This is a genomic window from Chitinivibrionia bacterium, assembly GCA_009779925.1.
In the GTDB taxonomy this organism is placed as follows: Bacteria; Fibrobacterota; Chitinivibrionia; order Chitinivibrionales; family Chitinivibrionaceae; genus WRFX01.
In genome coordinates, this window is record WRAZ01000037.1 from 1 (window position 1) to 21,203 (window position 21,203).

Below are 21,203 nucleotides of genomic sequence, written 5' to 3' on the forward strand. Positions count from 1 at the left end.
TCTGAGCCCGTGCCGGGAACGACTACGTCTGCGGCAATGTCGGTCAAAAGTTTTTCTGGGACGAGCAATTCAAGTGAATACATAGCAAAAGCCGTCTTAATCCATATACTTCCGTTTATGTTTTCGCCGCACTTTTCTTCACCGCTTTCGTTGCCTGCTGTTTTTATTGTAATAAACATATTCTCAAGAGCGCTTGCCATTGAGCTGAATAATTCATCTCCTAAATTTGTTATTTCGTCTAATGCTACTGTTGCCATTTTACCATTCTCCTTCCGTTTCTTCTGTGTTTTGTTGCGCACCTTCATCTTCTTCTAGGTCGCCCCATTCTCCTTCGTCGCTTTCGCTTCCCCAATCGTCTTCTTCACTGTCTTCGGTGTCTGAATTACCGAGTATTTCGGTTGCTATCTGAATAATTTCTGCAGGGGTAAAAGGTTTTGAAAGAATTGCGCACACGCCCAAATCTTCCAATTCCATTCTCTGCTCCTTGTTTCCTGCCGAGGACATAATCACAAGAGGAATATCGCACAATTCCGTGTCCGCTTTAAGTCTGCGCGACAAATCAATTCCGTTGCATTTGGGCATATTTATATCGCTTATGACCAGGTCGGGCATAATGTTTTTAATTTGCTCCATTACTTCGAGACCGTTTGCGGCTTCAAAAAACTCGCAGTCGGGAACTCCCGACATCTGAATACTTTTAATAGTAAATGCTCTTGCAAGAGCCGAATCATCTGCTACAAATATTTTAGGCATAACCTTTCCTTCTCTATAATTTCCAATTGGGTTTGTTGGGACTTGACAGTTCTACCAAGCCGTTAGCCTGATGAACTGCTACTGTTCTGGGATAATTACCGCCGCAGTCTTCTGCTTTGGGGGTAAGTCCGTATTTCCACAGTATTTTTTTTATCGCTAATGCGTTTCGTTTTCCGATGTCAAATACGTTGTTTTTATCGGCAATGTTTGCTCCGCCGCAAATTTTTACGATTAAGTCCGCGGGCGGCGACAATACACCGCCTGCCACTTTACGCATTGCGTCAAACAACGCGGGAATACCTGTGTCGGCAAAATATCCCGGAAGCCCCTTCGCTTTTTCGGGCGAAGTTGCAGAATCGGGAAGCGCGACGTGAACCATACCGACGCATCTCGTCTTTTTATCGAGAACAACCACAGCAATACAAGAACCGAGCGCATAAGTCTTAACTATCGCCCCCGGCTGTGCCGACGCACCGAGATCGCCAACCCCTAAAACCATTGCATTTCCCACCGATTTCTCCCTTTTCTCTTTTTCTTACTTGTAATATAATTTTAAGTACACTCGCTACGCAATAGGAAATCAAACTTTCTGATATATTGCCGACTGAACGTGCTTAAACTGAGTACCTAATCCGTTTAATGTTTCCGAATGCCCAATATAAAGATACCCGCCTACTCTAAGTTGATTGTAAATTTTGTTCGCCAATTCCGCTTTTGTTTTTTCGTCGAAATAAATCATAACGTTGCGGCAAAAAACCATATCGAAGTCGCCTTTGAACGGAAAAACTGGCGTCATAAGGTTAAATTTTCTGAACAATATTTCGCGGCGAAGTTCGTCTTTTACGCGATATTTTCCGTTCACTTGGTCAAAATACTGATTTATTGTCTGGCGGTCTATTTTATCTATCCTGTCGTGAGAATAAACACCTTCTACCGCTTCTCTGAGTGCGTCTTCCGAAATATCGGTTGCCAGAAGTCCCGAACCGAAAGTCGGATAATCACGTCCCAAAGTGCGCATAAGGTGTATCATTATTGTGTATGGCTCGTCTCCTTTTGAAGCGGCGGCGCACCAAAGTTTAATTTTGCGGTTTCCCTCTTTTTTTCTGTATGCAATTGCTTCGGGAATAGCCTTTTTTTCAAAAAATTCAAAATGGCTGTACTCGCGGTAAAAAAAGGTGTGATTTGTGGAAATTCTGTTAACAAGTTCCGTCAAGGCTCCCTTGTCGCCTTTTTCGATATGCTCTATATACTCATTAAACGAATTGAAATCGTGCTTTTTCAAGACTTTTTGCAAACGCCCGATTACCAAACTCTTTTTGGAGTCAGTAAGATTTATTCCGAAATTAGTATAGACAAGTTTGGCAATCCTGTCAAATTCTTTGTCGGATATTGATATTACCCTTTGCGCACTGGTTGTTTCATTTAAAGGCATACTTACTCCTTTACTTTATCTGTTTAATCATTGGTTTTGCAAGTGGAATTCTTCGGTTTTTCTCTACTTTTTCGAGCGCCATTTCCGAAAGCGAATGTATATCCAGAATTAACGCTATTGAGCCGTCGCCCAAGATTGTGCAACTGCTTGTTCCTCTTGCTTTTTTCACATATTCCGAAAGTCCTTTTATAACTACTTGTTGTTGCCCTACTATGTCGTTGGCAAAGAGCGCCACTAAATTGTCGCTTTCTTCCACGACTATCAGTATTCCGCTTTCTTCGTCGCCTGTGATTTGTTCTTTTTCAAAGAGATTTGCGAGGTGAACAATGGGAATAAGCTTCTCCTGAAATTTCAGAATTTTTTCACCTTCGGGCGAATATGTAATTTGATTTACGTCGTATTTCAAACTCTGCCTTATGGAAAGCGTCGGGACAATATACAGCGAACCTCTTACCTTTATTATCATTCCGTCGATAATCGCAAGGGTCAGCGGAATTCGTATAATAAATTCCGTTCCTTTTCCTTGGACGGTTTTTATGTAAATTTGCCCGTTGATTGCCTCTATGTTTTTCTGCACAACATCCATTCCGACGCCGCGCCCCGAAATATCGGACACGACCGCCGCCGTAGAAAATCCGGGGAGAAGTATAAGTTTCCATACCTCGTCGTCGGTAAGAACATCATCGGGAGATACAAGTTTTTGCTCTATCGCTTTCTGCAATATTTTTTCGCGATTAAGTCCGCGCCCGTCGTCTTTTATCGAAATCCAAACCGCGCCGCTTCTGTGCTCCGCCGCAATCGTAATTGTTCCGAACTCTTTTTTGCCGAGTCCAATTCTTTCTTCGGGAGTTCCGATGCCGTGGTCGCAGGCGTTTCGGATAATATGAACAAGCGGGTCGTTAATGAGTTCCGATACCGTTTTATCGACTTCGCATTCGCTGTTTATGGTTAGCAAATTTATTTTTTTGCCTATATGCTCCGACAAATCGTGCACAAGACGCGTCATTTTTTTGAATACACCGCTCAGAGGAACCATTCGCAAAACCATTGTTGCGTCTTGCAGGTCGTTGCAAATTCTGCGCAATTGGTGAATACTGCGGTTAAGCGTTTCGTCGGAAAGCTTCGATAGCGCGGGATTTCGCGTTACCATACTTTCGGCGATAACCAATTCGCCCGCTAAATTTATAATGTTCTCCAATTTTTTCAAATCGACGCGTACGCCTTGCCCGTGTTGCGTTTTTACGTTGCCGACAGAATTTCCGACTGATTGCGGAACGGTCATACTTGTCTTTATTATGTCCTCTGCTTCTGCGCTTTCCGCTACAAGAATTTCTTGTTGTTCTGCGTTGCTTTTTGTTGGCGGCGGCGCTTTTTCAGCAATTCTTTCTTTTCCGAACGCTTCGGGGAAATGTTTTTCGGCGCTGAGTCTGTATTCATCAACGTTGGGAATTGACGTATCGCCGCCTTGCTCGAATATTGCCACGCCGTCGCGAAGTTTGTCTAACGCGCGCAGTAAAAATACGATAAGCTCTCTGTTAATTTTTATTTTTTCTTCTCGCATCGCTTGCAAAACGGTTTCTATAATATGACTTAACGCCTTAAAGTCATCGAGGCGCATAAACGCGCAGTTCCCCTTAAAGGAGTGCATATTGCGGTATGCGTTGTTTATTCTTTCAATGTTAAAGTCCTCGTCTTCCATAAGCAGAAAATCTTCTTCGACGGAACCTAACTGCTCGGTTGAGTCGGCTATAAAGCCAATTCGCATATCGTCGGAAACAACAATTTTGTTTAACTCTTCTTCCATTTGCGCGGCGCTTTTAACATTTACGACTTTTTTCACAGGCTTTTTTGTAGCTTGTACGGGTGCAACGTCGGCGACGACAACAACAGGTTCGGGCTGTTTTACAGGCTCTGCTTTGGGCGCAGGTACGTCAATTTTTGGCTCAGCGGCTTTTACTTTTACTTCAGCTTCAGCTTTTGGCGCTTCCTTTTTTATCGGCTCAATTTTCGGCTCTTCTTTTGAAGGCGGCGGCGTTGGCGCAGGCGCAGGTGTTGGCGTTGGTGCAGGTGCAGGTGCAGGTGCAGGTTGGGCAGGAACTTCTATTCCGAAAGCTGCGGGGAATTTTTGTTGTGCTTTTTTTGTTAGTCCCTCCAAGTTTTCAATGCTTCCGTCTCCGCCTTCTCCGAGCGCTTCTACGACTTTTTGTACAATATCCAACTCTTCCAAAAGAAATGTTATATTTTCTTTGCTTGCTTCAATGGTTTTTGCTCGCATTTCGCCCATAATCGTTTCCATAAGGTGGCATAAGTCCTGCAATTCGTAAAGATGAACAAATCCGCAGTTCCCCTTTATCGAATGAATGTTTCGATAAGCGGTATTTACGACGTCTTGATTGAAGCCCTTACTTGTAAGAAGCAAGAAGTTTTCTTCCGCAGAAGCAATGTGTTCTTCGGTGTCGGATATAAAGTCATTCAGAAGTTCTCTGTCTATCGTCGTATTGCCCATTGAATTCCCTTCCTCAAACATTTGTAGTAATATAACACAGCATTCTAATTATAGAATTACACTAAAAATACATTATTGTGAAAGTACTTCGCGCAAAAAAAAGCAATAATCTTTAAAAATGTTCAAAATTTGGTTTTTTTGAGCAGGAAAAAGGTATTTTCTTATAAAAATAGGAGGCAAACGAGTATGAATTACGAATATCTGAAGCTTTTATCAGGGGCGTATCCGAGTATTGATTCCGTATGTACGGAAATAATAAATTTGCAGGCAATTATGTCGCTTCCGAAAGGAACAGAGCATTTTATAAGCGATATTCACGGAGAATATGAGGCATTTAATCACATTTTGCGCAATTCGTCGGGGATTATTCGCAGCAAACTGGAGCGGCTTTTCGATAGAGAAATGACCGAAAAACAAATTCGAGAACTCGCTACTCTTATATATTATCCCAAAGAAAAATTGGCGCTCGTGCGTAAAAAAAACGATACTCTCTCGGAATGGTATGAACTTACGCTTAACCGCCTGATTAGATTTTGCGCCGTGGTTTCGCAAAAATACACTCGTTCAAAAGTGCGAAAAGCGCTTCCAAAAGAATTTGCCTACATTATCGACGAGTTAATTTACGAGCACGGCGGCGGAAAAGAAAGTTATTACAACAATATTATAGAAGAAATTATCGCTTTGGAGCGCGCCGACGAATTTATTATCGCGCTTGCCGAAACAATACAGGCGTTTGCGGTTGACCATCTTCACATTTTGGGCGACATTTTCGACAGGGGACCGCTCGCGCACAAAATTATGGACAAGCTCGCCAACCACCACCATAAAGTCGATATTCAATGGGGAAATCACGATGTTGTTTGGATGGGCGCCGCCGCAGGAAGCGACATCTGTGTTGCGGAAGTTTTGCGAATTTCGCTGAGATACGGAAACTTTTTGACCATCGAGCAGGGCTACGGAATTTCACTTCGTCCGCTTGCTGTATTTGCGATGAAAACATACGAAAAAGACGAATGCGAGATGTACTTTCCCAAAGACGACGGCAACAATTTCAGCGAAACGGAGAAAAGAGAACTCGCAAAAATGCACAAAGCAATATCTGTTATTCGCTTTAAATTAGAGGGTGAATTGGTTGCCCGTCGCCCAAAATGGGGCTTGGAAGACCGCCTGCTTTTGTCAAAAATCGACTACGAAAAAAATACCATTCTCATTGACGGAACTGAATATCCGCTTAAAGACAAAGAGGGCTTTTGCACGATAGACCCCAATAATCCATACGAACTAACCGCCGACGAGCGCGAGCTTATGGTTGATTTGGTAAATGCGTTTGCGCACAGCGGAAAATTGCAGTTTCACACGAGATTTTTGTTTTCGCACGGAAGTATGTATTTATGTATGAACGACAATTTGCTTTTTCCCGGCTGTATTCCGCTGAACCGCGACGGAACGCTGAGAGACGTGGATATGTTCGGGCAAAGCCTGAAAGGCAAGGCGCTCCTTGACGCTTTCGACAAATATGCGCGCCGAGGGTTTTTCGCAACCGACAAAAACAGCAAATTGTTTGGGCAGGACTTGCTCTGGTATTTGTGGTCGGGCGCAAATTCTCCGATTTTTGCCAAAGACAAAATGGCGACTTTCGAGCGTTATTACATAGACAATAAAACTCTGCAAAACGAAGAAAAAGACCCATATTACGATTTTCGCGACAACGAGGAAGTTTGCGACAACATTCTGCGCGAATTCGGACTTCAACCAGAATATTCGCACATAGTAAACGGACACATTCCCGTAAAAGTGAAGAAAGGCGAAAAACCAAGCAAGGCAAACGGAAAACTTATGGTTATAGACGGCGGTTTTTCTAAGGCATATCAGTCGGTCACCGGAATTGCAGGCTACACCCTTATATTCAATTCTTGGGGAATGTCCTTGATTTCGCACGAGCCGTTCACAACCACCGAAGAGGCAATCCTGCACGAAACCGACATTGTTTCTACACGCGACATTGTTGAATACAATCAAAAACGCATACTTATCCGCGACACCGACAACGGTTTTGAATTAGGCAAAAAAATCGATGACCTGCGCGAACTCCTCGAAGCATACCGAAAAGGTATAATCGTAGAGGCGAAGACTTATGATTATTATAGTCGGCGGTAGGGGAGAGTATTTTTGTTTTATTTGTAGGGGCGGGTTTAAACCCGCCCTTGTTTTTTTCCGCATTTTTTAAGATGTCGCCGCTCTCGGGTCTAAAATATCCCTCAACCCGTCGCCTAGAAAATTAAACGCCATTACGGTGATAAAAATAAATCCGCCGGGGATTAACATCCACGGGTGCAGGTGAATATCGGCTATGTTCATCACATCCGAAAGGAGATTGCCCCAACTTGCGTGCGGGTCTTGAATGCCCAAGCCTATAAGCGAAAGTCCGCTTTCCATAAGGATATAAGAGGGGATAGCAAGCGTTAGCGACACTATAACGAAAGAAAGCGTTTGCGGCAAAATGTGTTTGATTATTATTTTGGCTCTGCTTTGCCCGATTGCCTGCGCCGCCAAAACGAACTCGCGTTGAGATATGGATTTTGTCATTCCTCTGATAATTCTTGCGGTCGAAGCCCAGCCGATAAACGACAATATAAAGACTATCATAAAAAATATTTGCACCGACGACATCTGCGGCGGAAATGCGGCGCGCAATGCAAGCAAAAGGAAAAATGAAGGCACAAGCATTATCATTTCGCAGATACGCATAAGAACATTGTCGATTACTCCGCCGAAATATCCTGCAATTCCGCCTATAAGCAAGCCGAAAGTCATTGCGAAAAATACGCCCGCAAAACCGATGGTAAGCGAAACTCTTGAGCCGTAAATTATCCGTGAAAATAGGTCTCTGCCGCGCGCGTCCGCTCCGAAAAGATACAATCGCCCCGTTGCCCCAAAAAGTCGCCTGTCCGTCGGAATAAAGCCGAGTAGTTTTTTTTCGTCGCTTTTCGGGAAAAGCAGTAATCTGTGCATTTGGCTTTTGTCTTCTACATAAACTCGGCGAAAATAGCGGTCGAACTGAAAACTTCGTTCGTAAAATATCGGTATAAGATGAAAATTACCTTGCGCGTCAAAAAAATGGAATTTTGTCGGCGGCATATACGAATGAGCGCGCACTTCGCTGTCGTAGTGATAAGGCGCGAAAAACTCGGCGAAAATCATAATAACGTAAAGAACAAGCAGGATTATTCCGCCGACAAAAGCAATTTTGTGCTGCCTCAGTTTAGCAAGAAATTCCAACATCTTTAACCCGAAATTATTTGATTAAAGCAAGATTTTTCTTGTATTCGCAGAGATAATCTTTTACTTTTTCTTTTACAGCCGAAACTGTGAAACCAAATTTTTCGTCGAGAATATTTGCAGGCGCAGACCTGCCGAAATTCTCTCTTCCGACGACCTTTCCAAGTCCGCCCGCAAGTTGCGCGAGCGAATCGGGAAGCCCTGCCGAAAGTCCGAAAATCGGAGTGCCGAAATGCGGCAATATTTCGTTTCGGTATTCTTCGCTTTGCATTCTGAAAAGTCCTTCGCTCGGTGCGGAAACAACGCGAACAGATAGGTTTTCGGCTTCCAATTCCTTTGCGACATTGTAAAGCAAGCCGACTTCCGAGCCGTTTGCGAGTAAAATCACATCGACTTTTGCGGATTTTTCTTTATATACGGTATAAGCGCCTTTTATTGTTTCTTTTGCGTCTGTTTTGCGGTCGCCGTTTTCGTTTCTCGCAGGCAAATCGGCAACGTTTTGGCGTGTGAAAATCAGCGCTGTCGGCGATTTTGTGTTTTCGTAGGCGATTTTCCACGCTTCTACTGTTTCGGCTCCGTCGGCGGGGCGCAAAACTAAAAGCGAGGGGAATTTTCCTGAATTTTTTATTCTTTCCAAAAGACGAAGTTGTGTTTCCTGCTCAATCGGCTGATGCGTAGGTCCGTCTTCGCCAACTCTGAACGAGTCGTGTGTGAATAAGAATTTTACGGGGATTTCTTGCAAAGCGGCAATGCGAAGCGCGGGTTTCATATAGTCCGAAAACACGAAGAAAGTCGCGCAAACAGGGATAATTCCGCCGTGAAGCGCCATTCCGTTCATTATAGCCGCCATTGTCAGTTCCGCAACTCCAGCTTGCAAAAACGCGCCCGAAAAATCGTGGTGCGAAAATTCTTTGCTGTGTTCTAAAAACTTTCCTGTTTGGTCGCTGTTTGCCAAGTCTGCGGAAGATACTACCATATTGTCTATGTTTTTTGCAAAATGCGCCAAAATCGCTCCGCTTGTGTTTCGGGTCGCGGCGTTGGCGGGGATGTTTATACTCGAAAAATCGACATTTTGCGGCTCGGCGGAAAGCATACTTTTGAGTTTTTCTGCAAGTTCGACGTTTTGTTCCGCCCATTTTGCCTGCATTTCTCTTTTTTCTTTTGCCTGCGCGCGTTTGTTATCGAGAATTTTTGCAAAATAATCTTTAACTTCGGGGAAAATCGCAAACGGCTCGCTTGGATTTCCGCCCAAGTTTTCTATGGTTTTTGCAATATCGGCGCCTGCGGCGGAAAGCGGTTGTCCGTGTGTGGAAACTTGTCGTTCAAAGTTGGCGTTTGCGGCAGTTAGCGCGCCTTTGCCCATTACGGTTTTTCCTATAATAAGCGTAGGTTTGTCTTTTTCTTCGTTTGCTCTTTTAAGGGAAGCGCGAATTTCATCAACGTTGTTTCCGTCGATTGTCTCAACCCGCCAACCCCAGCTTTCGTATTTTTTCGGAGTATCTTCGTTTGTTGTTTTGTCGGTTGTGTGCGAAAGTTGTATGTCGTTTGAGTCAAAAAACATAATGATGTTGCTAAGCCCCAAAAGTCCCGAAATTCTGCCTACGCCGTATGCGATTTCTTCCTGCATTCCGCCGTCCGAAATAAAAATATATGTTTTGTGCGCCAGCCATTCGCCAAATCTTTGCGCGTAAAATCTTTCTGCAATTGCCGAACCTACGCCCATTCCCGCGCCAAGTCCGAGCGGTCCCGAAGTGTTGTCTATCCCGCGAACTAAACTGAATTCGGGGTGTCCGTGCGTGGGGCTTCCCCATTGACGGAAATTTTGTATTTCTTCGCTCGAATACTTGCCGCATAAATGCAGAATTGAGTATAGCATAGGCGACATGTGTCCGGGGTCGAGGAAAAATCTGTCTCTGAATTTCCAGTTCGGGTCGTCGGGGTCAAAATTAAGAAACTCCGAATACAATACCGAAATAAATTCCGCACCGCCCATTGCGCCGCCGGGGTGTCCCGATTTCGCTTTTTCTACCATTGAAAGAATTAAAATCCGCAAGTTATCTGCGACTTTGTCCAAAATTTGTTTTGACATTTGACCCTTCTAACAAAAAACCACAAAAATTACGGGGGGAAAATACTATATCGCACGATATAAAAAGGGGCAAAAAACAGAATATGTGAATTTTATTGCAAAATATTATGTAGGGGCGGGTTTTAAACCCGCACTAGCCGACATATAAAAAAAATAAGGGCAGGTTTTAAACCTGCCCCTACATTATATAATATCAGCTTAAGATAATCATCTTCCGGTGGCGCCGATAGGAATAATAACGGTTTCTGTTTGAGTGTTGCCGTCAGGCGTTGTTATATCAAATATCGCCAAATATGTTCCCGCTCCGACTCTTCGTCCTAAGGTGTTTTGCGCGTTCCAAAACACAAGGAACCTTGTTGTTTCGGGAGAGCCACCTGTGTAGCGCAAAGCAAAAATACTCGAAGTTCTTGGATTGTGTCTGTCTGTTTCAAATCCGTTAAAATCGGCAACAAGATTTCCGAGCGGGTCTATTATTCGTCCTCGGATATTTAACTTGTCTATATCAGGCTCTCTGATAGGCACAAGGAAATCGACAAGCGCTACAGGTAATGCCGCGCCGCTGACTATATCTAATCCGATTGGCTCGTGTCCCGCAACAAACGAACTTATCGGCGTTATAACCAAAAGATACGGCGGATGTCCGATAGATAACAAAATGCGCCTTGTTTCGTTTAGTTGCAAAACAGAATGGTTGCCGCTTTCTCTGATTGCTTCGTTAACAACACTTAAAGAATCGCCGATTATCGGTCTTTGCGCGCTTTGGTCGCTTAACACCCTGAATGTTGCCGTCGTCATCGTTGCGTTTTGCTCAACAAGTTCAAGGTTTAATTGGAATCGGCGAATGTCTTCGGACTCATTTCCAGCTCTGTAAAAGTTGAATATGTTATATCCCAAAGTTCTGTCAACTCGAGTAGGCTCGCTGAATGTTATTCTGAGCATATCGTGGTCTCTTACAATTTCCCCTGTTTGCGTGTAGTGCTCCACATCTATCGCTCCGAAGTCAAAACGCGCCAAAACTGCAATCGGAGCAATGGAATCGCCGATTGCAAAAGTGCTGTTTTCATTGTATTCGGCACCGAAAAGTCGTCCGAGCCCCTGACGGTTGGCGTCAAAACTCGTTCTTATCTCTGACGCATAATTCGGAGACGGGAAAATATTGTTTTGCGCGGTGGTACGCACCACAATCGTTCTCTCGTTAATCCGTTCGATAGCTATATTAGGGTTTGCAGATGTGTTTACAACTACATCCGAATTCCAAGGCGAAGTCAGTTGTACGTTTTCGGGCGGGTTTACGACGGGAATAGTTGTTCTGATAACAACTCTGTCAATCTCTCCGTCGCCGTTTGTGTCAAAGAAGAAAGCGTCTGTCCCATCGGCTATTCGACGGTAATTGTGCGTTTGTATTTCCGTTGGCAATCTGTCGTCCGCCCACGCCGCAATTCTCATTTGCGTGGTTTGTGTGAACGTGATATCTCCCGAAGCGTTTCTTGTGAGCAATTCTGCGTTTGCGGTCGGTCCGTCATTGTCTATCGGAGCGCTGCCGTCCGTTGTGTACCATATTCCGAAATTCAGCAAATTTGCGACATTAAGATTGTTTATTCGCGCGTTAACCGCAACGCTTTCGGAAAATCTATACGCTTCGGGTCTTCCCGCGGGAGTTATAATAAGTTCGGGAAGCTCTTCTCTTACAAATCTCCAAACTCTGTAAGTCGGCTCGTTTGTGCCGCCCGCAACATAAACGCTTACAAAGAAAGTGTTTGCGTTTGCATTAATTCCGACGACTGTCGGAGTAATTGTAGTTTGGGGCATTTGGCTTGACTGCAATTGTTGAATGCTGAGCGAATCAACTCCTATCGAATACCAAAGAGTATCGCCGTCGCCGGCGTCAAAACGGATTTCGATTTCTTGACTAAAGCCGAAAGGCTGAGCTTGCGGATAATTTGCCGATCTTTCTTGCGGGATAAGAATAACGTCAACATACGCGTCTGATAATTCCGGGGTGTCAATAATAGTCAGTGTCGCGGTGGATGATTTAATGCCCACAAAAGCGGTGTTGTATATAACGTGCCTTGTCCCTGTAAAATCAAAAGTTTTAGCGTTGCTGCGGTTGAAAAATGCATTGGTTGCATTAAAGTAGGGATTTACCATATTTATATTGTTATTGAAACCCGCAGGCGGCGCATTATAAGGATTTCGAGCGCTTGTTATTACAAAAAAGTCCCAAAGTCCTCTGAAATTATCGGGAACTGTAAAGTTAAATTGAAAAGTTCTTGTTTCGTTCCAAACAAATTGCCCGTTAGGAATGTGATACGCCGCAGTATTGGCAACATTCGAAAATGGTACTAATGGTGGTGCGCCGCTTGTCGATAAATTAACAGCCCATTGAGCATTGTTTATAGCGCTTCCTCTCGGCGCGGCAACGACTGTAAGAAACACAGGTTGTCTATTGTGTTGGTTTTGATTAAATGCGAGGGTTATATTAAAAGTAGCTTGCGTTCCCTGTGTTGGGCTTGGAAATGCAGGGTCAATCCAAAAATCAATTATACGTGCGGTATTTGCATTCGGCGCTTGTCCCGAAACGGGAACAGCGAATATTACTGCCAAAAGCAGTAAAATTAATATATTTTTTTTCATAAATTCTCCTTTTTTTGCTCAATCGCAGTTGCCTTGAAGGTTTACTTCAAAGTCAAATTCCACATACGTTTCGCCTCTTTTGGCGGGCAACGTAATGTTCGACCAAGTTAAAACAGTTCTGCCTTGCGCGTCTGTCGAAAGCGTTGGCTGTGTTGGTCTTCCGCTTCCCTGAACGAACACAAGGCAAGGCGGCAACGGGTCGGCAATTACCAAATCGTGAACTGCGTAAGTTGCCATATTACTGATGGTTATGCGACAAGTTCCTCTTCTTCCGTTCATTATTTCCGTTAATGGGACGGCAGGAGAAGATTGATATTCAAAAAACTCTTTATTTATTTCAAACATCGGCTGGTTCATAAGCGTAAAAAGATTTTGAATAATTCCGAATGTTGCGCAACTTACCCTGTTGGTACCTGAGCTCGAATGCTGAGGTACCCACGCTATAATAGAATAACCTACAACTAACATTCCGTTGCCTATCGAAGGAGCCATACCTTCCGTGTCCCAACCTACCAGCAATGCTTGATTTCTATCTGCCCCTGCTCGAGTCATAAGAGCTCTGCCGTGAGTTAATTGATTGACAGGGAATACGCCCGGATTTCTCCAATGCATAGGACTTTGTTGTTGCATTTGCGCTAAGTCGTTTGGGCTACAATTAAAATTTTGCCAATCGTGAAATTCAAAACTACCAACATGACCGCCAACGCTACCACGGTTGTGTATATTGTCATACCCTATGTCTCTCGTTACGGCTCTTATTAAATTTTGAACCCCGGCATTTCTGTTTCTGAAACACGGATCATTACCAGCCATCGCGCGAACTGTTTGGACATACAATCCTCCGCCTGACCTCAAATAATTACCGAACAGTTCTATGTCTCTGTTTGTTATAGAACTCATATCTTCGTTATTATGGGGCCAGCCTGCGTCATTAAATCTCAAATCGTACACTTGCGACCAATAAGCAAGGGGATTGTCCTGACTGAGAAATTCATTGAAACCCGCACGGTCAAACGGCTGACCGTCAATATCGTCTGTTCCCGAGTTGCCGAATTTGCTTATTAAAGCATTTTCAAAACCTCGCTGTGTATTTCCTACGAGAAGAGTGTTAACGCTACCCACGTTTTGGAGTTGAGGTATAGCGCAATCGGCATCAAAAACATTAGTCCAGCCTATATTTGTCGGAAAAGACGCAACGTGAGAACGGTCGCTGGCAAGAGCGGCTCTAAATGTCCGCATAGCCCTTTCGGAATATTGTATATCGACACCTTCGTCAAACCTCGGTGGCGGGTCGTTGTAGATAATCAGCACATTGCCCGCAAAACTTGGTTGCTGCCCACAAGCGCTTGTTTGTCCCCAACCTGTACCTAATAGAAAACACAACACATACGCACTTTTTATATATTTGCGTATTTTAGAATTTAGATTTTTTTTAGATTTTTTATTTTTTTTTAGATTTTTAATATAGAAATTAGACAGCAACATGTTTCCTCCTGTTCTGAAAATGAAATATATCGCTAATACAATAATACTGCAAAATTCGCCTAAAAACACAAAAAACAGCATTCCCATTGAATTTTACAGCGGAATTTTAGTATATTTACATAGATAAAAAGGAGGTTTTTATGAACTCAATAGAAATGCTGATATTGCTTGCGGTTGTCGTGTTTTTAGTTATGGGTATCGCGATGTATATTGACGATAAAATACCTAAATTAAGAAGGAAGGAAGTCGGCGACTTAAATAAAAATGACAGCAATAAAACTTGACGAAAGGCAAAAAGAGGCAGTTCTCCACACGCACGGACCGCTCTTAATACTAGCGGGCGCAGGGTCGGGAAAAACGCGGGTTTTAACTTCGCGTACGGAACGCCTTATAAAAGAAAAAATCGCTAAACCCGAAGAAATTCTTGCGCTCACTTTCACAAACAAAGCCGCAAAAGAAATGAAAGAGCGTATATCAAAAGCAGTAGGAGAAGATGCGGCAGAGCGTATGACTGTCGGAACATTTCATTCGCTTGGAGTAAAAATTCTGCGAGAATACGGAAAACACCTTAATTTACACGAAAATTTTACCATACTTTCCGAAAACGACCAAATTTCGACAATAAAAACGGCGGTGCGCGACATCGGAACAAAAAAACTTGCCGAAATTCCGCCCGAAGATTTGCTACGTGAAATATCGAACGCAAAAAATGCGGGAATTTATCCCGAAGACCTGAAAAATGACCCCGAAAAAAAATCGGTCGCCAAGCTTTACGAATTGTATTGCAAAATTCTGAATAAACGAAAGTCTGTGGATTTCGACGATTTGCTTTTGCTTCCGTTGAAACTTTTTTCACAAAAAGAAGATGTTTTGCAAAAATTTCGCTCAAAATATAAATTTGTTTCGGTCGATGAGTTTCAGGACACAAATTCGGTACAGTTAAAATTGGTGCGAATGATTGCGGAGCCGCACAACAATTTAATGGTTGTAGGCGACGATGACCAAGGAATTTATTCGTGGCGGGGTGCGGAAATTAAAAATATCTTGAATTTTGCAACCGTTTTACACGCCAAAACCGTAGTTCTTAACAGAAATTACCGTTCGTCTCAACAAATCGTGGACGGCGCAAACGCAATGGTTTGCAAAAACGTCCGCCGAAAAACGAAAGATATTGTTTCGGTTATCGGAAAAGGCGAGCCGATTTGCGCCTACAAAGCGCACGACGAAGACGACGAAGTTAAATTTGTCGTCGATAAGGTAAAGGAATTTACAGGGGCAAATGGTGCCGAACACCTAACAGATATAAGTGATATGGACGACGAAACCAAACTTGCTTTCAAAAGAATAAAAGAAATAACCGCCGCAAATTTAGCGGGAGAACGCCAAACAAGCGTCAAGTACGAAAACAACGAAATTGCTTTGCTTTTTCGCACAAATTTGCTTATGCGACGTTTTGAAGACGGATTTCGCAAAGCGGGTATTCCTTATATAATACACGGCGGAAAAAGTTTTTATGACAGGCGGGAAGTTAAAGATATTTTTTCATATTTGAGTTTTTTCGCCAATAAATTCGACGAATTATCGCTGTTGCGGACTGTCCAAGTTCCCAATAAAGGAATTACCGCTTCGACTATTTCGGCGATAGAAGAACAGGCAGGGCAAAAAAAACTTTCGCTTTGGGACAGTTTTGAAGCGTGCGCCGAGGGAAAAGAGATTGCAGGCGCGGCGCTGAGAATAAACGTGGTGCAATCTGAAAATTTGAAAAATTACGTTAAATTTATGCAAAAATACGCAAAAAAGTTTTCAGAAGGAGGGCAGAGGCTCAGTAAAACTCTGCGCGAAATGATTGACGAACTAAAATACGTAGATATGCTGAAAAAAACGGAAGAAGACGAGAAAAAATTGGAATTTCGCCTTGAAAGCATTGAAGAAATCGTAAAAATGCTCGAAAATTACGAGGCTGGCAAAGGGAATTTCGCTACTCTGGGAGCGTTTTTGCAAAATATTTCTTTGGCTTGGGGCGACAAAAGCAGTGAATTCACAAAAAAATCCGTAGTTTTTATGACAATGCACAAATCCAAGGGCTTGGAATTTCCCGTTGTGTTCATTCCGATTTTGGAAGACGGGCTTGTTCCGAGTAAAAAATCGCTCGACGAAGGAAAAATCGAGGAAGAACGGCGGCTTTTTTATGTTTCTATGACAAGGGCGAAGGAGCGGCTGTTTTTATCGTTTTCGCGCTTTAAGCAAGTTCGCAACAGGGCGGTGGAAATAAAGCCCTGCCGATTTTTAGACGAAATCCCTGTAGAATGCTTGGACGGCAAAATCGGAGAAAAGCAAGACGAGGAATATAAACTAATTTTAGACGAAATGTTCAAAAAAGCGCAGGCAAACTTCGGCGAATAATATTTTTAGCGCAAATTTTACGGAGGAATGATGAATTTTGCGAATATAGGGAGCGCCCTGCAAAAAAACAATTTAGCGAACGCCTTTGCTAAACAGCGAGAATTTATAATTATCGCCGCGATAGTTTTCGTCATTGTTTTGATGGTAATTCCTCTGCCGCTTTTCATTATCGACTTTTTCCTCGCGATTGCCTTTGCGCTCGCGTTAATGATTTTGCTTATTTCTATGTATAACGAGCGCCCCGTGGACTTTTCGGTGTTTCCCGCGCTTCTTTTGGCGGTTACTATGTTTCGGCTTTCGCTTAATATTGCCACAACCCGTCTTATTTTGGGGCGCGGAGAAGCCGGGGCTATAATTCAGACATTCGGAAATTTTGTTACAGGCGGCAACATTGTCGTCGGGGTAATAATATTCCTTATTATAGTATTGGTGAATTTTTTGGTTATTACAAAAGGTGCGGGGCGAATTGCCGAAGTTGCGGCGCGCTTTACTTTGGACGCGATGCCCGGTAAACAAATGGCGATTGACGCCGACCTTAACGCAGGTATTATCAACGAAGAAGAGGCAAAGCAACGTCGTAAAGATATTTCGCGCGAGTCGGACTTTTTCGGTGCTATGGACGGTGCGTCAAAATTCGTAAAAGGGGACGCCATAGCGGGTATTCTCATTATGATAATAACCATAATAGGCGGTTTTGTTATCGGAATGACAATGATGGGAATGGACTTTCAAACGGCGCTTATGACCTTTACGGTTTTAACCATAGGAGACGGACTTGTATCTCAGATGCCCGCGCTTATGATTTCGGTGGGAACAGGTATTCTGGTGAGCCGAGCAGGCAGCGAAAATTCTTTGGGCGCAGATATTTCAAATCAATTATTTTCTAACTACCAAGCGCTTTTTGTTGCGTCGCTTACAATGTTTTTGTTTGGATTTATCCCCGGGCTTCCTTTCCACGTTTTTGCTTTTATCGCATTGTCTTTGGGCGGTATAGCATTTATGATTTGGCATTCAAACAAACTAAAACTAAAAGAAGAAGAAGCGGCTAAAAACGCAGTTCCGAAAACTGCGCTTACAGGCGACGCCGAAGAAAAAGCTGAAGATTATCTGATAGTTGACCCGCTTGAACTCGAAATCGGATATGCGCTTATTCCTCTTGTGGACGCGGCTCAGGGCGGCGATTTGCTTGAGCGGATAAAACAAATTCGCAATCAGTTGGCGGTGCAGTTGGGCTTTATTATCCCGCCCGTGCGCATTCGTGACAATATGCAGATAGAGCCAAACCAATACGTAATAAAAATCCGTACAATAAAAGTTGCGGACGGCGAGCTTATGAGCGGCAGTTATTTGGCGATGAACCCGACGGGCAATTTGGAGGCAATTCGCGGAATACCGACTGTAGAGCCCGCGTTTGGCTTGCCTGCGGTGTGGATAACCGAAAGCCAAAAGGACTTTGCGGAAATGAGCGGCTATACTGTTGTGGAACTTCCGGCGGTTTTGGCAACGCATATAACAGAGGTAATAAAGCAAAACGCCGAGGATTTGCTCACTCGTCAAGACACCCAAGAACTCATAAACAACATAAAAGACAGCAACAAAGCGGTTGTTGACGAAGTTATCCCGGGGATATTGTCTTTGGGCGAAATTCATAAGGTGTTGCAAAATCTTGTTCACGAGCAGGTTTCTATCCGTGATTTACCGCGAATTTTGGAAATTTTGGGCGATGTTGGTCGTCAGAATAAAAATATCGACGTGCTTACGGAATACACGCGCAACGGACTTTGCGCGCAGATTTGTGAACGCATAAAAAATCCCGACAATACAATAAAAGTTATGACTTTAGACCCCAATTTGGAAGCGAAATTAGAAGGCTCTCTCGCCGAATACGACGGCTCGGTTAAACTGAATTTATCTCCGAGCGACGCGGGAGCAATTATAGAAGCAGTTAAAAAGACAGTGCAAAAAGTTAAGCAAATGGGAGAAATGCCCATACTTGTCGCGTCCCCCATAATTCGTTTGCAAATGAAGCGCCTAACCGAAAACGACATTCCGGGTATGATAGTGCTTTCGTATAACGAGGTTGTCGGCGGAATAGAATTGCAGTCAATCGGAATGGTATCGCTTGACGACGACAACGAGCCGCCGCTCGGGAGGTGAAAAGAAGGCGTTTTCTGATTTTGGAGAAGGAAGTCGAAAACTCAGTTGAATAAAACTGTTTTTTGACAATCGCATCTGCCAAATAGTATTTTATTATCAAAAAACAAGTTTTTCTAAGAAAAAACACTAAACAGAATGGGCAAAAAATGCAAAAAACCGAACAGAAAGCCACTAAGCCAAAATCCAAAAAATATGCAAATTATCACGAAGCGGCATTTTCAGCATTCGGTTATCGCTTGCGGGAATACGTAAAAAACGGAGACATTTCACTCGAAGATGAACATCCTCTTTCTAAACGTCCGCCGAAAATAGACATAATTGTATTAAAAAAAGACAAAGATGTTGATATAGAAACAAGCTGGGGAAAAATATTCAGAAAACACAACATAATAGAATATAAAAGCCCTGTCGAATCAAAACTTTCTCTATCTGTTTTTTACAAAGTGGTATTCGGCTATGTCGGGCTTTACGCTTCTCAGGAAAACGTGAAATTTACCGATATGAGCGTAACAATAGTTTGTTTGAATAAACCGGAAACCTTATTTGAAACGCTAAAAACGGAATTTGATTACAAGGTATTGCGCAAAAGCAAAGGCATATATTATATTTCCCGAAAAGGAGTAAATGCAAGTAAATCGCTTGCAATACAATTTATTGTCAGTAGCGAATTAAGCGACGTTGATTTGGTGTTAAAGGCGTTGCGGACAAAAATAGACGAAGCAACAGCGAGAAAAGTGTTGGAACTTCCCGTAGAAGACGAGGAAAACTTTGTATCATTGTTGCCTTGGTGGGAAGTTATGTTTTTAGAAAACGGGTCAATATTGTCTAAGGAGGCAGATATGGATAAATGGGAAAAATTAGTTAACGATATGAAAAAGAGCGGCTTCAAAGGGCGTTATGAACAGCAATGGGAGCAAAGGGCAACGCAAAGAACAGCGCAACAATTATTTGCTCTTTGGGAAAGCGGCGTTCCTCTCTCCGAAGCCAAAAAGAAATTCGCTTTCGCGTAATTTTATCTAACTCACAGCGGATAACACTATCCGCTTTTTTTATTTTTTCCACAAAAACCACAAAATCCACCGCAGCACTCCAAAACAAATAGTATTTTCTCTACGTTCTTTGATACAAAAAAATGAATTTTTCGTTTTCTCAATCGCGAATATCACCAATATTCAATTACGCGAGAAAATGAGAAAACGTATGTCTATCGGTAGGCATACTCCTTTCTCGTTTATTTTCGGTGTAATAGGTTTTGGTGATAACCTCGCGATTCGGAAATGGGTGAGAAAATGGAGTGCGCCTTTTGTTATTTTCCGAGACACTCCTTGAATTTGAAATTGGTTATTAAACTTAAAAAAGGAGTGTTCTAAATGAACTTCAAAAAAATCTTAGTTTTGGCGGTAATGTTTGCCGCGAGCGTGGTATGTGGGCAGATTGACTGGACTGCTCAACGAATAACAATATCAACCGCCGAAGAATTACACGAATTTAGGGATACGGCAAACGCGGGAAGAAATTTTTCAGGGCAGACTGTTTTGTTGTTAAATGATATTAACCTCAACGGAAATCAGGAAAATCAATGGGTGCCGATTGGGAATCATGAAAACATATTTCGTGGAACATTTGATGGTAGTGGTAATGTTATCAGCGGTGTTTATGTAAACAATTCAGAAATATGGTTTCAAGGATTATTTGGGGTTGCCGGTGGTGTAATACGAAATCTTGGTGTTGTTGTCAATATTACAGGCGGACAATTTGTTGGCGGATTAGTGGCGAGCGGAGCATCGTTCGGGCTTATAGAAAACTGTGTCGTAATAGGAACTGTCGAAGCAGTCAACGGGACACAGGTTGGCGGATTAGTAGGAGATGCGGGCGGCAGCGTAAATAGAAATTCCTATGCTATCGTAGATGTTATAGGACATCGTTCATGGACAGGCGGATTAGCAGGAGTTCTTTCTTACAGTGGACGTGTTTTAAATTCTTATGCTTTGGGTAAAGTAACTGAAAATGGCGGTGGTTTGGTCGGAGGAATTTATGAAGAAAGAGGTAGTGTAATTAACTCATTTCACACAAACGATATTCGAAACAATGGTCGCGGTACACTTATCACAGAAGCACAATTGAAAAATGCTGAATTTTTATCGGCAGCAGGCTGGGACTTCACCAATACTTGGGGAATCGACCCGACAGGCTACATAAATAACGGTTTCCCATATCTGCAAGCATTTGCAATTACAATAACTTGGGACGAACCGAATTTTACATTCAACGGCGAAAGACAAATCCCCGCCGCTACCGCCACAACGGCAAACGGCGATACTTTGGAATTGATTATAACAACTGACAAAGAAGCGATTAACGCAGGCTCATACATCGCCACTGCAACCCTAAAAATCCCGAGAGAGTTTCCCTTTTTGCTGAACGCGACAAAGGTATTTGAGATAAAGCCGAAGTCGCTTAAAGAA

General features: G+C 43.1%; 15 protein-coding genes. 6 read left to right on the plus strand and 9 right to left on the minus strand.

Going from position 1 to position 21,203, the window contains the following annotated elements; genetic code table 11:
• From FWE23_09160 to FWE23_09180, 5 genes are all read right to left on the minus strand, one after another.
• Positions 1-257 (minus strand): hypothetical protein (locus FWE23_09160; GenBank protein MCL2845596.1); only part of this gene is annotated, 257 nt, incomplete at its 3' end.
• A 1-nt stretch (position 258) separates the two neighbouring features.
• Positions 259-753, minus strand: a complete 495-nt coding sequence (locus FWE23_09165) for a response regulator (GenBank protein ID MCL2845597.1) — start codon at positions 751-753, stop codon at positions 259-261.
• Between the two features lie 13 nt (positions 754-766).
• Positions 767-1,264, minus strand: a complete 498-nt coding sequence (locus FWE23_09170) for a chemotaxis protein CheD (protein ID MCL2845598.1) — start codon at positions 1,262-1,264, stop codon at positions 767-769.
• Positions 1,265-1,333: 69 nt separating this feature from the next.
• Positions 1,334-2,185 carry a protein-glutamate O-methyltransferase CheR gene (locus tag FWE23_09175; protein MCL2845599.1) on the minus strand — a complete coding sequence of 284 codons (852 nt, stop codon included), beginning with the start codon at positions 2,183-2,185 and terminating at the stop codon, positions 1,334-1,336.
• Positions 2,186-2,195: 10 nt separating this feature from the next.
• On the minus strand, positions 2,196-4,691 hold the full coding sequence (locus FWE23_09180; protein ID MCL2845600.1) for a chemotaxis protein CheA: 2,496 nt from the start codon (positions 4,689-4,691) through the stop codon (positions 2,196-2,198).
• A 186-nt stretch (positions 4,692-4,877) separates the two neighbouring features.
• Here FWE23_09180 and FWE23_09185 point away from each other — a divergent pair, with 186 nt between their 5' ends.
• On the plus strand, positions 4,878-6,848 hold the full coding sequence (locus FWE23_09185) for a fructose-1,6-bisphosphatase (GenBank protein MCL2845601.1): 1,971 nt from the start codon (positions 4,878-4,880) through the stop codon (positions 6,846-6,848).
• Between the two features lie 66 nt (positions 6,849-6,914).
• Here the strand turns inward: FWE23_09185 and FWE23_09190 are convergent, their stop codons facing one another.
• The 4 genes from FWE23_09190 to FWE23_09205 all read right to left on the minus strand — a co-directional run bounded on the left by FWE23_09190 (position 6,915) and on the right by FWE23_09205 (position 14,079).
• Positions 6,915-7,973, minus strand: coding sequence for an ABC transporter permease (locus tag FWE23_09190; GenBank protein MCL2845602.1), 1,059 nt, complete (start codon positions 7,971-7,973; stop codon positions 6,915-6,917).
• A gap of 13 nt (positions 7,974-7,986) precedes the next feature.
• Positions 7,987-10,059 carry a transketolase gene (locus FWE23_09195; protein MCL2845603.1) on the minus strand — a complete coding sequence of 691 codons (2,073 nt, stop codon included), beginning with the start codon at positions 10,057-10,059 and terminating at the stop codon, positions 7,987-7,989.
• A gap of 207 nt (positions 10,060-10,266) precedes the next feature.
• Complete coding sequence (locus FWE23_09200) at positions 10,267-12,693, minus strand: hypothetical protein (protein ID MCL2845604.1); 2,427 nt, start codon at positions 12,691-12,693, stop codon at positions 10,267-10,269.
• An 18-nt stretch (positions 12,694-12,711) separates the two neighbouring features.
• A complete protein-coding gene (locus tag FWE23_09205; GenBank protein ID MCL2845605.1) occupies positions 12,712-14,079 on the minus strand; it encodes a hypothetical protein in 1,368 nt (455 codons plus the stop codon).
• A 239-nt stretch (positions 14,080-14,318) separates the two neighbouring features.
• Between FWE23_09205 and FWE23_09210 the strand changes: the two genes are divergently transcribed.
• The 5 genes from FWE23_09210 to FWE23_09230 form a co-directional block, all read left to right on the plus strand.
• Positions 14,319-14,462 carry a hypothetical protein gene (locus tag FWE23_09210; GenBank protein MCL2845606.1) on the plus strand — a complete coding sequence of 48 codons (144 nt, stop codon included), beginning with the start codon at positions 14,319-14,321 and terminating at the stop codon, positions 14,460-14,462.
• On the plus strand, positions 14,443-16,581 hold the full coding sequence (locus FWE23_09215; protein ID MCL2845607.1) for an ATP-dependent helicase: 2,139 nt from the start codon (positions 14,443-14,445) through the stop codon (positions 16,579-16,581). The genes FWE23_09210 and FWE23_09215 overlap by 20 nt, the downstream gene beginning before the upstream one ends.
• Before the next feature lie 30 nt (positions 16,582-16,611).
• Positions 16,612-18,738 carry a flagellar biosynthesis protein FlhA gene (flhA, locus tag FWE23_09220; protein ID MCL2845608.1) on the plus strand — a complete coding sequence of 709 codons (2,127 nt, stop codon included), beginning with the start codon at positions 16,612-16,614 and terminating at the stop codon, positions 18,736-18,738.
• Positions 18,739-18,884: 146 nt separating this feature from the next.
• Positions 18,885-19,748 (plus strand): hypothetical protein, encoded by an 864-nt coding sequence (locus FWE23_09225; protein MCL2845609.1) that lies wholly within the window; start codon positions 18,885-18,887, stop codon positions 19,746-19,748.
• Positions 19,749-20,108: 360 nt separating this feature from the next.
• Positions 20,109-21,203: hypothetical protein (locus FWE23_09230; GenBank protein MCL2845610.1), on the plus strand; the 1,095-nt coding region annotated here is incomplete at its 3' end.

Bases quoted from the DNA above. Each gene is read 5' to 3' on its own strand.
- FWE23_09165 (MCL2845597.1), bottom strand. From the start codon at position 753: ATGCCTAAAATATTTGTAGCAGATGATTCGGCTCTTGCAAGAGCATTT.
- FWE23_09175 (MCL2845599.1), bottom strand. From the start codon at position 2,185: ATGCCTTTAAATGAAACAACCAGTGCGCAAAGGGTAATATCAATATCC.
- FWE23_09180 (MCL2845600.1), bottom strand. From the start codon at position 4,691: ATGGGCAATACGACGATAGACAGAGAACTTCTGAATGACTTTATATCC.
- FWE23_09185 (MCL2845601.1), top strand. From the start codon at position 4,878: ATGAATTACGAATATCTGAAGCTTTTATCAGGGGCGTATCCGAGTATT.
- FWE23_09190 (MCL2845602.1), bottom strand. From the start codon at position 7,973: ATGTTGGAATTTCTTGCTAAACTGAGGCAGCACAAAATTGCTTTTGTC.
- FWE23_09195 (MCL2845603.1), bottom strand. From the start codon at position 10,059: ATGTCAAAACAAATTTTGGACAAAGTCGCAGATAACTTGCGGATTTTA.
- FWE23_09200 (MCL2845604.1), bottom strand. From the start codon at position 12,693: ATGAAAAAAAATATATTAATTTTACTGCTTTTGGCAGTAATATTCGCT.
- FWE23_09210 (MCL2845606.1), top strand. From the start codon at position 14,319: ATGAACTCAATAGAAATGCTGATATTGCTTGCGGTTGTCGTGTTTTTA.
- FWE23_09215 (MCL2845607.1), top strand. From the start codon at position 14,443: ATGACAGCAATAAAACTTGACGAAAGGCAAAAAGAGGCAGTTCTCCAC.
- flhA (MCL2845608.1), top strand. From the start codon at position 16,612: ATGAATTTTGCGAATATAGGGAGCGCCCTGCAAAAAAACAATTTAGCG.
- FWE23_09225 (MCL2845609.1), top strand. From the start codon at position 18,885: ATGCAAAAAACCGAACAGAAAGCCACTAAGCCAAAATCCAAAAAATAT.